The 14,239-nt window shown below is 62.3% G+C and carries 9 protein-coding genes; all 9 read left to right on the forward strand.

Annotated features, from left to right (window positions below):
- Position 1: 1 nt before the first annotated feature.
- The 9 genes from ACA049_RS07195 (at position 2) to ACA049_RS07235 (ending at position 14,237) form a co-directional block, all read left to right on the forward strand.
- A complete protein-coding gene (locus ACA049_RS07195) occupies positions 2-1,414 on the forward strand; it encodes an amino acid permease (protein WP_497334229.1) in 1,413 nt (470 codons plus the stop codon).
- A 1,623-nt stretch (positions 1,415-3,037) separates the two neighbouring features.
- A complete protein-coding gene (locus ACA049_RS07200; protein WP_497334231.1) occupies positions 3,038-3,829 on the forward strand; it encodes an enoyl-CoA hydratase/isomerase family protein in 792 nt (263 codons plus the stop codon).
- Positions 3,830-3,881: 52 nt separating this feature from the next.
- Positions 3,882-5,042, forward strand: coding sequence for an acyl-CoA dehydrogenase family protein (locus tag ACA049_RS07205; protein WP_497334233.1), 1,161 nt, complete (start codon positions 3,882-3,884; stop codon positions 5,040-5,042).
- Positions 5,043-5,060: 18 nt separating this feature from the next.
- Positions 5,061-7,160 (forward strand): acetate--CoA ligase family protein, encoded by a 2,100-nt coding sequence (locus tag ACA049_RS07210; RefSeq protein WP_497334235.1) that lies wholly within the window; start codon positions 5,061-5,063, stop codon positions 7,158-7,160.
- A 10-nt stretch (positions 7,161-7,170) separates the two neighbouring features.
- Positions 7,171-8,778: a 5-guanidino-2-oxopentanoate decarboxylase gene (locus tag ACA049_RS07215; RefSeq protein WP_497334237.1), complete on the forward strand. Its 1,608-nt coding sequence runs from the start codon at positions 7,171-7,173 to the stop codon at positions 8,776-8,778.
- A 27-nt stretch (positions 8,779-8,805) separates the two neighbouring features.
- The gene (locus ACA049_RS07220) at positions 8,806-9,996 is read left to right on the forward strand and encodes a pyridoxal phosphate-dependent aminotransferase (RefSeq protein ID WP_497334239.1); all 1,191 of its coding nucleotides are present in this window, start codon (positions 8,806-8,808) and stop codon (positions 9,994-9,996) included.
- Complete coding sequence (locus tag ACA049_RS07225; protein WP_497334241.1) at positions 9,989-11,404, forward strand: aldehyde dehydrogenase family protein; 1,416 nt, start codon at positions 9,989-9,991, stop codon at positions 11,402-11,404. The genes ACA049_RS07220 and ACA049_RS07225 overlap by 8 nt, the downstream gene beginning before the upstream one ends.
- A gap of 105 nt (positions 11,405-11,509) precedes the next feature.
- Positions 11,510-13,111: an ABC transporter substrate-binding protein gene (locus tag ACA049_RS07230; RefSeq protein ID WP_497334243.1), complete on the forward strand. Its 1,602-nt coding sequence runs from the start codon at positions 11,510-11,512 to the stop codon at positions 13,109-13,111.
- Positions 13,112-13,277: 166 nt separating this feature from the next.
- Positions 13,278-14,237 (forward strand): ABC transporter permease, encoded by a 960-nt coding sequence (locus ACA049_RS07235; RefSeq protein WP_497334245.1) that lies wholly within the window; start codon positions 13,278-13,280, stop codon positions 14,235-14,237.
- Positions 14,238-14,239 lie beyond the last annotated feature (2 nt).

The raw sequence follows: 14,239 nt of genomic DNA on the forward strand, positions 1-14,239 counted from the left end.
CATGAATGACACTACCGAACGTAATGGCATCCACCTGACTCGCGCCCTTAAGAGCCGGCATATTTTCATGTTGTCGCTGGGCGGCGTGATTGGCACCGGGCTGTTTATGGGCTCTGGTTTGACGATCAATCAGGGCGGACCGGTGGGGGCGATTCTGGCCTACCTGGTCGCCGGTTTCCTGATGTACCTGGTGATGGTGTGCCTGGGCGAACTGTCCGTGCAAATGCCGGTCTCCGGCTCTTTTCAAACCCATGCGACCAAGTTCATCGGGCCGGCCACCGGGTTCATGATCGGCTGGGTGTACTGGATGAGTTGGGCGACGACTGTGGGCCTTGAGTTCACGGCGGCAGGCATGCTGATGGAGCGCTGGTTCCCGACCATTCCGATCTGGTACTGGTCGGCGCTGTTCGTGGTGGTGCTGTTCGGCCTGAATGCGCTGGCGACGCGCGCATTTGGTGAAGCGGAATACTGGTTTTCCGGGATCAAGGTCGCGGCGATTCTCGGGTTCATTGTGGTTGGCGTTTTGGTGATTTTCGGCGCGATCCCGCTGACCAGCGGCGCACCGGCACCGATGATGACCAATCTGATTGGCGACTCACTGTTCCCCAACGGCTTGTCGGCGGTGTTCGCGGTGATGATGACCGTGGTCTACGCCTTCCAGGGCTGCGAGATCATGGGTGTGGCCGCCGGCGAAACCGATCAGCCGGAAAAAAGCATCCCGCGTGCGGTTCGCAACGTGGTGTTTCGCGTGTTGATTTTTTACGTGCTGGCGATTGTGGTGCTGTCGGCGATTGTGCCGTGGCAGCAGGCCGGGTTGATGGAGAGTCCGTTTGTGCAGGTGTTCGACATGGTCGGCATTCCTTATGCGGCTGACCTGATGAATTTTGTGATTCTCACGGCGATTCTGTCGGTGGGTAACTCCGGTCTGTATGCCTCGACGCGGATTCTGTGGGCGATGTCGAAGACCGGCATGGCGCCGAAAAGTCTGTCGCCGTTGAGCAAGCGCGGCGTGCCGTTGCGGGCGTTGAGCATCACTTTGTGCTTTGCGTTGGTGTCGTTGATGACCAGTTTTGTCGCGGCGGACACGTTGTTCATGGTGCTGATGGCGGTGAGTGGGATGTCGGGCACGGTGACCTGGATTGTGATTGCGCTGGCGCAGTACAAATTCCGTAAGGCGTACCTGCGTGATGGCGGCAAGCTCAGCGATCTGAAGTACCGCGCGCCGTGGTTTCCGTTGGTGCCGCTGACGTGCATTGTTTTGTGCTGTTCGTTGTTTGTGTTTTTGGCGCTGGATGAGACGCAACGGCCTTCGCTGTATTGGGGCTTTGGGTTTATTGCGGTGTGCTACGCCGCGTATTTCTTGACTCAACGCAAGCGTCAGGGAGCGTTGGCGCGGAGCTTGCCGGCGGTGTGAGGGTGTGAGGGTGTGAGGGTGTACATATCCGTTTCTTCGGTAAAGGCGGCTATTGGTTCCGCCCTTACGGCGGGTCACTTTCGAAAAGCGCGAAAGTAACCAAAGCGCTTCTGCCCCTGTCGTTCGGTGCCTCGCCCAGGCTCGGCATGCCCTCGCTCCGGTCCTGCTCCGTGGGCCCGCCGCCATCGGCCATCCCTGGCCGGGGGCGGCTAACCCGGCATCCATGCCGGGTTGCCCACTGCGCAGAACCTCCACTCGGCCTCTCGAGGGGACGGTGCATCAAGATCAAAAGCTGCAGGCGAGCTAACGCTCGGCCTGTTGAGTGGTGAATAGCAGGCGTGTCCCCTCACTCCGCATTCTTTGTAGGAGCTGTCGAGTGCAACGAGGCTGCGATCTTTTGATCTTGCCGTTGCTTTTGTCCGCCCTGAGCAATGCGTGCGTTCGGCCTTCGCAGATCAAGAGCCACAACAAGATCAAAAGATCGCAGCCTCGTTTCACTCGACAGCTCCTACAGGGGAGCGCGTGTGCCTCGAGGGGGCGGTGCATCAAGATCAAAAGCTGCAGGCGAGCTAACGCTCGGCCTGTTGTGTGGTAAGAAGCAGGCGTGTCCCCTCACTCCGCATTCTTTGTAGGAGCTGTCGAGTGCAACGAGGCTACGATCTTTTGATCCTGCCGTTGCTTTTGTCCGCCCTGAGCAATGCGTGCGTTCGGCCTTCGCAGATCAAGAGCCACAACAAGATCAAAAGATCGCAGCCTCGTTTCACTCGACAGCTCCTACAGGGGAGCGCGTGTGCCTCGAGGGGGCGGTGCGTCGAGATCAAAAGCTGCTGGCGAGCTAACGCTCGGCCTGTTGAGTGGTGAGGAGCAGGTGTGTCCCCTCACTCCGCATTCTTTGTAGGAGCTGTCGAGTGCAACGAGGCTGCGATCTTTTGATCTTGCCGTTGCTTTTGCCCGCCCTGCGCCATGCATGCGTTCGGCCTGAGCAGATAAAAAGCCACAACAAGATCAAAAGATCGCAGCCTCGTTTCACTCGACAGCTCCTACAGGGGAGCGCGTGTGCGTGAGCCAGGCCGCCTCGCTGCCCCTGTCATTCGGTACCTCGAGGGGTGGTGCGTCAAGATCAAAAGCGGCAGGCGAGCTAACGCTCGGCCTGTTGAGTGGTGAGAAGCTGGCTTGTTTCCCCCTCACTCCGCATTCTTTGTAGGAGCTGTCGAGTGCAACGAGGCTGCGATCTTTTGATCCTGCCGTTGCTTTTGTCCGCCCTACGCTGCGTGCGTTCGGCCTGCGCAGATAAAAAGCCACAACAAGATCAAAAAATCGCAGCCTCGTTGCACTCGACAGCTCCTACAGGGGAATGTGTGTGCCTGAGCCAAGTCGGCCGGTAGGGCGGAAACGGATATGTCCCCAATCCCATCCCATCCTGTCCCCAGTTGTTCAAAGTTGTAACAAAGCCACCCTCGCCAAACCCCGCTGAAAAAACAAATCTTTTAAAACCAATAACTTAGATAGATTTTGAGGCTGTTACAGCCCAATCAATCACAGATTGCCGCCTTACTGAACACTCGTTTAGTATGGCCTCAAGTCGCATCACCTCATGCCAAACACAATAATTCGAGGATTCGCATGACTACTCACATTTCTCTGCTCTGCCAGGTAAAAGCCGGCGTGGCCTGGATCACGCTTGATCGCCCTTCTCAGCGAAACGCGCTGGACATTCCGACCCTGAAAAACTTGCACGCCTTGCTCGATGAGTTCAACGCCGATCCTGCCGTTCGGGTCGTGGTGCTGACCGGCAGCGGTCGCAGTTTCTGCTCCGGCGCGGATCTTGCCGAGTGGGCCGAAGCCGAAGCCCGTGGCGCCCTAGAAAGCTACGGCTGGACCGAAACCGCTCACGCACTGATGAGCCGTTTGTACAGCCTCGAAAAACCGACCATCGCCGCCATCAACGGCACCGCCGTCGGCGCCGGGATGGACCTGACGCTGTGCTGCGACCTGCGCATCGCCGCGCAATCGGCACGTTTCAAGGCCGGCTATACCAGCATGGCCTACTCGCCGGACGCCGGTGCCAGTTGGCATCTGCCGCGCCTGATCGGCACCGAGCAAGCCAAGCGCCTGTTGTTCCTCGACGAGCTGTGGGGCGCCGATCGTGCCTTGACGGCTGGCCTCGTCGGCGAAGTCTGCGCCGATGAACAGTTGCTTGACGTGACCACTGAACTGGCCGCGCGCCTGGCCAACGGTCCGACGTTCGCTTTCGCCCAGACCAAAAAGCTCATGCGCGAAGGCGCCAATCGCAGCCTGCCGGAGCAACTGCAAGCCGAGCTCGCCGCCGGCCTGCTCTGCGGTCGCAGCAAAGACGGCGCCGAAGCCTTGCGCGCTGCCATCGAAAAACGCCCGGCACGCTTCAGCGGCCAATAGGCCCGCCGGCTTGCCCGTACACCTACTCAGCACATGAACAACAGGTAGCGCCATGAATTTCCAACTGACCCAAGAACAAGAAATGTTGGTGGACGCGGTACGCAGCTTTGTCGCCAAGGAACTGCTGCCTCATGAGGAAGCGGTCGACCGCGCCGACGAAGTCTCCCCCGAGCTGGCGGCACAGATTCGCGGCAAGGCGATCGCGGCGGGTTTCTATGCCTTCAACATGCCGGAAGACGTCGGCGGTGGCGGCCTCGATTACCTGTCCCAGGCGCTGATCGAACGTGAACTGTCCAAGGTCTCGTGGGCGCTGCATGTGTTCGTCGCGCGGCCGTCGAAAATCCTCATGGCCTGCACCGGTGATCAGATCAACGACTACCTGCTGCCGTGCATCCAGGGCGAGAAGATCGACTGCTTCGCCCTGACCGAACCGGGCGCCGGTTCCGACGCCAACGCGATCAAGACCCGCGCCGTGCGCGATGGCGATGACTTCATCCTCAATGGCAGCAAGCACTTCATCAGCCACGCCGGGCACGCCGATTTCGCCATCGTTTTCGCCGTCACCGACACCTACGAGCACAACGGCAAACAGCGCAACGCCGTGACCTCGTTCCTGGTCGACCGCGACACACCTGGCATGACCATCCGCCGTGGTCCCAAGTGCGTGAGCAACCGCGGTTACCACACCTTTGAAATGTTCTTCGACGACTGCCGCGTCCCCGCCAATAAAGTGCTGGGCGAAGTCGGCAAGGGCTGGGACGTGGCCAACGCCTGGCTCACTGCCGGGCGGGTGATGGTCGCCGCCAACTGCGTCGGTCAGGCGCAACGTGCGCTCGACGTGTCGCTGCAATGGGCGGCGGATCGCAAGCAGTTCGGCCAGCCGATCGGCACCTACCAGGGCATCTCGTTCAAGCTCGCCGACATGGTCACGCAGATCCGCGCCGCCGAACTGCTGACCTTGCACACTGCCTGGAAATTGGACCAGGGCACGATGACCGATGGCGAGGCCGGCATGGCCAAGCTGTTCGCCAGCGAAGTGCTCGGCAAGGTCGCCGACGAAGCGGTGCAGATTTTTGGCGGCATGGGCCTGATGGATGAATGCCCGGTGGAACGCATCTGGCGCAACGCGCGGATCGAGCGTGTCTGGGAAGGCACGTCGGAGATCCAGCGTCACATCATTTCCCGCGAATTGCTGCGGCCGCTGCTGCGCTGATCAGGCCGGAGAACTCCAATGTCGCAGACGATTCGTGACAATCTCAAACGCATGCTCGCACCGCGCCACGTGGCGTTTGTCGGTGGCCGCAGCATGGCCCGAGCGCTCAAGCGCTGCGCTGAAGGCGGCTACCTTGGTGAAATGTGGCTGGTCAATCCGCAGCACGACACCCTTGAAGGCGTGCCGTGTGTGCGCAGCATCGCCGAACTGCCGTGCGGCCCGGACGCGGTGTTTATCGCGACCAACCGCGAACTGACCCTGACCTGCGTCGCCGAACTGGCCGCCAAGGAGGCGGGCGGTGTGATCTGCTACGCCTCCGGGTTTGCCGAAACCGGCGCCGAGGGCCAGGCCTTGCAGCAACAATTGCTCAAAGCCGCCGGCAACATGGCCTTGCTCGGCCCCAACTGCTACGGCTTGCTCAACTACCTGCACAGCTCCGCGCTGTGGCCGGTGGCCCATGGCGGTAAACCGGTGGAGAAGGGCGTGGCCGTGCTGACCCAGAGCGGCAACTTTGCCTACAACGTGTCCATGAGCGACCGCTCGCTGCCGGTGGCCTACATGGCCTCGGTCGGCAATCAGGCGCAAATGGGCGTCGCCGAATTGATGGACGTGTTGCTCGACGAACCGCGCGTCACTGCCATCGGCTTGCACCTCGAAGGCCTGAAAAACGTCCCGGGTTTCGCCCGCGCCGCACACAAGGCACTGGAGAAGGGCATTCCGATCATTGCCCTGAAAACCGGTGTGTCGCAGATCGGTGCCGAACTGGCACTCAGTCACACTAGCTCGCTGTCCGGCTCCGATGCGCTCTACGACAGTCTGTTCGCGCGCCTCGGCGTGATCCGCGTCAGCGGCCCGGTGAGTTTTGTCGAAACCCTGAAAGCGGCGGCGTGCGGCAAGCTGCCGGCGGGCAACAGCCTGATCGCGCTGGCCTGTTCGGGGGGCGACGCCGGGCTGATTGCCGACTACGCCGAGCGCAACGAGCTGAGCTTGCCGAAACTCGATGAAGGCCAGATCGGAGAACTGGCGCAAGTGCTGCCGAGCTACGCCAACCTGGTCAATCCGCTGGATTTCACCACGGCGATCTGGGGCGACGGCGAAGCCTTGAACCGCATGCTCGACAGCGCCCTGCGCACCGACGCCGATGCGGCGATGCTGGTGCTCGATTACCCGTCGGAATTCACCGGCGAGCGCAAGGAATGCGACCTGCTGCTGGAGCTGTATTGCGCAGCATTGGTCCGCCACGGCAAGACCGGTTTTGTCACCTCGGCGTTCCCGGAATTGCTGCCGGTCCACGCTCGCGAACGTCTGCATGCCCAAGGCGTGGCAGCGTTGCAAGGCGTGGAAGACGGGTTGGCGGCGTGGGGCCGAATTGCGGGCTATCAGCGCAACCGTCAGGCGTTGCTGGCGCTCGGTGAATCGGCGCTGGTGCCGCACTGTCCGCAGGCGCTGGAAGGCGAAGGTCGCTTGCTCAATGAGTGGGATTCGAAAAAAGCGTTGCGCGCCTTTGGCCTGCAAACGCCCAACGGCGTATTGAGCACCCCGGACGAGGCGTTGAGCGACGCCAACGCGCTGGGATACCCGCTGGTATTGAAAGCGGTCAGTGCCCAACTGCCGCATAAAACCGAAGCCGGCGCCGTGGCGTTGAACCTCAAGGACGCCGCCGCCCTGAGCGCTGCACTGGAAAAAATGCGCGCGAGCATCGCCGCTTACGCGCCGCACGTGCCGTTCGATCAGGTGCTGCTGGAACCCATGGCCAAGCCGCCGCTGGCCGAATTGATCGTCGGGATCAAACGCGAAAACGACTTCGGTCTGGCACTGGTCATTGGCGCTGGCGGGATTCTGGTGGAGTTGCTCAAGGACAGTCGCAGCCTGTTGCTGCCGACCACCGACGGCGCCATTCGCCAAGCGTTGTTGAGCCTGCGCAGTGCCCCGTTGCTGCAAGGTTTTCGCGGGCGCGAAGCGGCGGATCTGGACGCTCTGGTGGCGGCGATTCGTGCGGTGGCCGATTACGCCTGCGAGAACGCCGGGCAGTTGCTGGAACTCGATGTGAACCCATTGTTGGTCGGTGCCGATGGCACGACTGCGGTCGATGCGTTGATTCGCCTCGGCCACGAGTGAGGACGTAAATATGCAAAGCACAACATTGACCGGCGGCCAGGCCCTGGTGCGCCTGCTGGCCAACTACGGCGTCGACACCGTGTTCGGTATCCCCGGCGTACACACGCTGGAGTTGTATCGCGGCCTGCCCGGCAGCGGCATTCGCCATGTGCTGACGCGCCACGAGCAAGGCGCCAGTTTCATGGCCGACGGCTATGCACGGGTCAGCGGCAAACCGGGTGTGTGCTTCATCATCACCGGGCCGGGCGTGACCAATGCCGCGACCGGCATCGGTCAGGCGTATGCCGACTCGATTCCGATGCTGGTGATTTCCAGCGTCAACCACACCGCCAGCCTCGGCAAAGGCTGGGGCTGCCTGCACGAAACCCAGGACCAGCGCGCAATCACCGCGCCGATCACCGCGTTCTCAGCAGTGGCGCTCAGCGCCGAGGACCTGCCCGAGTTGATCGCTCGTGCCTACGCGGTGTTTGACAGTGAACGTCCACGTCCGGTGCACATCTCGGTGCCGCTCGACGTGTTGTCGGCAAAAGTCAGCCGCGACTGGAGCAATGAAGTGGTGCGTCGCCCAAGCCGTGGCGTGCCGGCGGCAACTGCACTGGATCAGGCGGTGGCCAAGCTGCAAGGCGCCAAACGGCCGATGATCATCGCCGGCGGTGGCGCATTGAATGCGCAGCAGCAAGTGCAGGAACTCAGCACCCGACTCGCCGCGCCGCTGTTCACCAGCGTCGCCGGTAAAGGCCTGTTGCCGCCGGATGCACCGCTCAACGCCGGCTCGACCCTGTGCGTAGAACCGGGCTGGCAACTCATCGCCGAGGCCGACGTGGTGCTGGCGGTCGGCACCGAAATGGCCGACACCGATTTCTGGCGCGAGCGTCTGCCGCTGAACGCCGAACTGCTGCGCGTCGACATCGACCCGCGCAAGTTCAACGATTTCTACCCGTGCGCGGTGGCGCTGCAAGGCGACGCGCAACACACCCTCGCCGCGTTGCTGGAACGTCTGTCGCCCGCCAAACGCGATGCCACTGCGGCGATCGAGTCCGTTGCAGCACTGCGTGAAGCAGTGCAAAACAGCCACGGTCCGTTGCAGTCGATCCACCAGGCGATTCTCGAACGTATCGCCGCCGAGCTGCCGGACGATGCCTTCATCAGCACCGACATGACCCAACTGGCCTACACCGGCAACTACGCCTTCAACAGCCTGGCGCCACGCAGCTGGTTGCATCCGACCGGTTACGGCACGTTGGGGTATGGCTTGCCGGCGGGCATCGGCGCCAAGTTCGGTGCGCCGCAGCGGCCCGGTCTGGTGCTGGTCGGCGACGGCGGTTTTCTCTACACCGCGCAAGAACTGGCCACCGCCGTCGAAGAACTGGACAGCCCGCTGGTGGTGTTGCTCTGGAACAACGACGCGCTGGGGCAGATTCGCGACGACATGATCGGGCTGGATATCGAGCCGATAGGCGTGCTGCCGCGCAACCCGGACTTTGCCGCCCTTGGCCGCGCGTTCGGTTGCACGGTGACCGAGCCGCAAAGCCTGGCCGAACTGCAAACCGATCTGCGCCACGGCTTCAAGCGCAACGGCGTGACCCTGATCGAGCTCAAGCATGCGTGTGCGCTCTGACTCCATTTTTACAATAGGGATACCGCCATGCGCTTCTCCGATCTGACGCAACGCATCGCTGGTGACGGCGCTGCCGCCTGGGACATTCATTACCGCGCACTGGCGCTGCAAGAGCAGGGTGAGGACATCCTGCTGTTGTCAGTCGGCGACCCGGATTTCGACACGCCGGTGCCGATTGTGCAGGCCGCTATCGACAGCCTGTTGTCCGGCAACACCCACTACGCCGACGTGCGCGGTAAACGTGCACTGCGTGAAAGCATCGCCCGGCATTACGCTAAACGCAGCGGCCAGCACGTCTCGGCCGAGCAAGTCACCGTGCTCGCCGGGGCGCAATGCGCGTTGTTCTGCGTTGCGCAGTGCGTGTTGAATCCGGGCGATGAAGTGATCGTCGCCGAGCCGATGTACGTGACCTATGAAGCCGTATTCGGTGCCTGTGGCGCGGTGGTGATTCCAGTGCCGGTGCGTTCTGAAAACGGTTTTCGGGTGCTGCCCGAAGACGTCGCCGCACGCATCACCCCGCGCACTCGGGCGCTCGCGCTCAACAGTCCGCATAACCCGTCCGGCGCCAGTTTGTCGCGCGACACGTGGCAGGCGCTGGCACAACTGTGCATCACCCACGACTTGTGGCTGATTTCCGATGAGGTCTACAGCGAACTGTTGTTCGACGGCGAACACATCAGCCCGGCGAGTTTGCCGGGCATGGCCGAACGCACCGCGACGCTCAACAGCCTGTCGAAATCCCACGCCATGACCGGCTGGCGCATCGGCTGGTCGATTGCGCCGCCGGCACTGGCCACGCACCTGGAAAATCTCGCGCTGTGCATGCTCTACGGATTGCCGGATTTCGTGCAGGACGCTGCCGTCGTCGCACTCGAAAGCAACCTGCCGGAACTGGAAGCGATGCGCGAAGCCTATCGCCAACGTCGGGATCTGGTCTGCGAATGCCTGGCCGACTGTCCCGGTGTGCGTGCCTTGAAACCCGATGGCGGAATGTTCGTGATGGTCGATATCCGCGACACCGGGCTCAGTGCCCAGGCGTTTGCCGACCGTTTGCTTGATCGTCACGGCGTCTCGGTGCTGGCCGGCGAAGCCTTCGGCCCGAGCGCTGCCGGGCACATTCGCCTGGGGTTGGTGTTGGGGGCGGCGCCGTTGCGTGACGCCTGCCAGCGCATCACTCGTTGTGCCACTGAACTGATGGAAGACCCAGTCTATGCATAATCACAAGACGCTGTTTATCGATGGCCGCTGGCAAACCCCGTCGGGGCAAGGCATTGCCGAGGTGATCAACCCGGCCACTGAAGAGGTCGCAGGTTCGGTGCCGTTGGGCGACGAGCGCGATGTCGACAACGCGGTGGCCGCGGCGCGTCGGGCGTTCGGTCCATGGTCGCGGACGCCCTCAAGTGTTCGCGCCGGATACATCAGGGCGCTCGCCGAGCAGTTAAGTGCGCGGGCCGATGAAATGGCCGCGGTCATCACTGCCGAGCTGGGAATGCCGGTGCAATGGTGTCGCTCGGTGCAGGTCGACGGGCCCATCATCGGCCTGGAGCAATACGTCGAACTTGCCGGTTTGATGGACGAAGTGCGTGAGGTCGGCAATTCGCTGGTCATCCGTGAGGCGGTCGGTGTGTGCGCCTTCATCAACCCGTGGAACTACCCGCTGCATCAACTGATCGGCAAGCTCGCTCCCGCGCTGGCCGCCGGTTGCACCGTGGTCGTCAAGCCGAGCCAGGAAACCCCGCTGCACGCGTTTATGCTGGCGCAGATGATCGAAGCCATTGGCTTGCCGGCGGGGGTGTTCAACCTGGTCAGCGGCCCGGGCTCGAAGGTTGGCGAAGCGCTGGCCAAACACCCGGACGTCGATATGGTCTCGTTCACCGGCTCCACCGGCGCCGGGGTTCGCGTGGCGCAAGCGGCGGCGCCTTCGGTGAAGCGCGTGTGCCTGGAACTGGGCGGCAAGTCGGCGCTGTTGATTGCCGAGGATGCCGATCTCGCCGCCGCCGTGCGCTACGGCGTGCAAGACGTGATGATCAACTCCGGGCAGACCTGTACGGCGTTGACCCGCATGTTGCTGCCAGCCAGCCGTTACGCCGAGGCCGTGGAGCTGGCGATTGCCGAAACCCAAAGCCTGCGCATGGGCGATCCGCTGGACCCGCAGAGTTTCCTCGGGCCGATGTGTTCGGCGGCGCAGCGTCGCACCGTGCGTGACTACATTCAGGTCGGTCAACAGGAAGGCGCGCGACTTCTGTGTGGCGGTGACACCGTGCTCGAATTCGAGCGCGGCTATTACGTCAGCCCGACGCTGTTCGCCGATGTCGACAACCGCATGCGCATCGCCCAGGAAGAAATCTTCGGTCCGGTGCTGTGCCTGATTCCTTACGCCGATGAAGCGCAAGCGATTCAGATCGCCAACGATTCGCCGTTCGGCCTGTCCAGCGGCGTCTGGGCCAGTAGCACCGAGCGTGCCTTGCACCTCGGGCGTCAGTTGCGCGCCGGGCAATGCTTTCTCAACGGCGCGGCGTTCAATTATCAGGCGCCGTTCGGTGGCTACAAACAGTCGGGCAATGGCCGGGAGTGGGGAGAAGAAGGACTCAACGAGTTTGTCGAAGTGAAGGCGATCCAGGTGTGACCTTGGGCGATTCAAACGATCTGTGCACCGGGCCTTGGCCCGGTGCCTTGCGTGGCTTCAAACCGGTAATTCATTACTAACTTGCTTGTGATCAGGGGCAATGCAATGAGCGATAACAAAAACAACATTACTCAAGCGAACCATGACTTCAGTTTTCCGCGTCGGGACTTCCTCAAATACAGCGCGACAGCCGCAGCCATCGCGGGGGCGTTTTCCATGGGGTTGCCGATGGGCGCCTTCGCCCAGGAAGCCACGCCAAAACCGGGCGGCGTGTTGCGCCTCGGGCTGGCGGGCGCCAGCACCACCGACTCAAAAGACCCCGGTTCCTGGGTCGACACCTTCACCTTCGTCGGCTTCTCCGCGGTCTATAACACCCTCACTGAAATCGCCGTCGACGGCAGCGCGATCCCGGAACTGGCCGAGAGCTGGACGTCGACACCGGACGCGCGCATCTGGACCTTCAAACTGCGCCAGGGCGTGACCTTCCATAACGGCAAAACCCTGACCGCCGACGACGTGGTCGCCTCGATCCAGCATCACCTCAGCGAGAAATCCACTTCGGCAGCCAAGACTGTGTTGGGCGACGTCGCCAAGGTCAGCGCCCAGGGCACGGACAGCGTGGTGTTCGAGCTGAAGTCGGGCAACGCCGATTTTTCCTATGTGGTCGCCGATTACCATCTGGTCATCATGCCGGCCAAGGACGGTGTGGCGGACTGGCAGGCCGGAGTCGGCACCGGCGGTTATCGCCTCAAGGACTTTGAACCGGGCGTGCGCATGGGGCTGGAACGCAGCCCCGATTACTGGAAACCCGGCCGGGCGCATTTCGCCAGTGCCGAGCTGATTGCGATTGCCGATGGCGCGGCGCGGATCAATGCGCTGGTCACCGGGCAAGTCGATGTGATCAACAAGGTCGACCTGAAAACCGTGGCCTTGCTCAAGCGTAATCCGAACCTGGTGATTGAAGAAACCAAGGGCGCGCAGCACTACACCTTCCCGATGTTGTGCGACAGCCAGCAGTTCCAGGACAGCAACATTCGTATGGCGATGAAGCACGCGATCAATCGCGAAACCCTGCTGGCTTCGGTGCTGTATGGCTATGGACTGGTGGGCAACGACCATCCGATCCAGCCCGGCAGCCGCTTTATCAACACGGCGCTGGAGCAGCGCACTTACGACCCGGACAAGGCGCGTTTCTACCTGCGCCAGGCCGGCGTCGATTCGCTCAAGGTCAAGCTGCAAGCGTCTGATGCGGCGTACAGCGGCGCGGTGGATGCGTCGGTGCTGTTCAAGGAGCAGGCGCGTCAGGCCGGGATCGATATCGACGTGGTTCGCGAGCCGGCGGATGGTTTCTTCTCCAACGTCTGGATGAAACAACCGTTCACCACGTCCTTTTGGTACAGCAGCCTGACGGCCGACCGGATGTTCAGCATCGGTTACGCCAAGGGTGCGGCGTGGAACGAAACCCATTGGGATAACCCGCGCTTCAATCAACTGCTGAACGCCGCCCGCGGCGAGATGAACGACCCGTTGCGCCGCGAGATGTACAACGAAATGCAGGCGCTGTGCCGGGACGATGGCGGGGCGATTGTGCCGTTGTTCGCCAGCTCGGTGGCGGCACGCTCGAACCGCGTCGCGCACGGCGGGCAGACTGCGCCTTATGGCGAGCTGGATGGGTTGCGCGTCATCGAGCGTTGGTGGCAGGCGTAAGGAATCTCCAAACCAGTGAAGATCTACTGTGGGAGCGGGCTTGCTCGCGAAAGCGGTTTCACATTCAACACATTCGTTGACAGACACGCCGCCTTCGCGAGCAAGCCCGCTCCCACCTTGGAAATTCGCCGTTTTCGCGAGCGTGCCCGATTCAAGGAATCGCATGATGAATAGTATTTTCAAGTTGCTCTTGCAGCGCCTGGCGCTGGGATTGCTATCGCTCTTCGCGGTATCAGTGATCATCTTCCTCGCCGTCGGCATGCTCCCGGGCGATATCGCCCAGGCCATGCTCGGCCAATCCGCCACCCCGGAAACCGTCGCGGCGTTCCGCACGCAGTTGGGCCTGGACCTGCCGCCGCTGACCCGCTTCGGCCATTGGATCGGGCACCTGCTGCAAGGTGATCTCGGCGTCTCGCTGGCCAACCAGCGGCCGATCGCCGACCTGGTCGCTTCGCGGCTGGGCAACACCTTCAGCCTGGCGGCGCTGGCAGCATTGGTGTCGGTGCCGCTCGCGTTGTTGCTGGGGATGCTTGCGGCGCTGTATCGCAACAGCTGGTTCGACCGTTTGCTCAACACCAGCGCCCTCAGCGCCGTATCGTTTCCGGAGTTTTTCGTCGCCTACCTCCTGATCCTGGTGTTCGCGGTGAAGCTCAACTGGTTCCCGAGCATTTCCAACCTGGCGCCGGACGCTTCGTTTGGCACCGTGCTGGAACGCTCGGTGCTGCCGGTCGCGACCCTGAGCCTGGTGGTGATCGCGCAGATGATGCGCATGACCCGCGCCTCGCTGATCAACCTGCTGGCCAGCCCGTACATCGAAATGGCTCGCCTCAAGGGCATCAGCCAGTCGCGCATCATCTTCCGTCACGCCTTGCCCAACGCGCTGGCACCGATCGTCAATGTGGTGGCGCTGAACCTCGCTTATCTGGTGGTCGGCGTGGTGGTGGTCGAGGTGGTGTTCGTCTACCCGGGCCTCGGCCAATTGCTGGTGGACTCGGTGGCCAAGCGCGACATCCCGGTAGTCCAGGCCTGCAGCCTGATTTTCGCGGCGACCTACATCCTGCTCAACACCACGGCGGATGTGCTGTCCATCGCCAGCAACCCACGCCTGATGCATCCGAAGGGGTAGAA

It is taken from the genome of Pseudomonas sp. LBUM1662, from assembly GCF_059695915.1.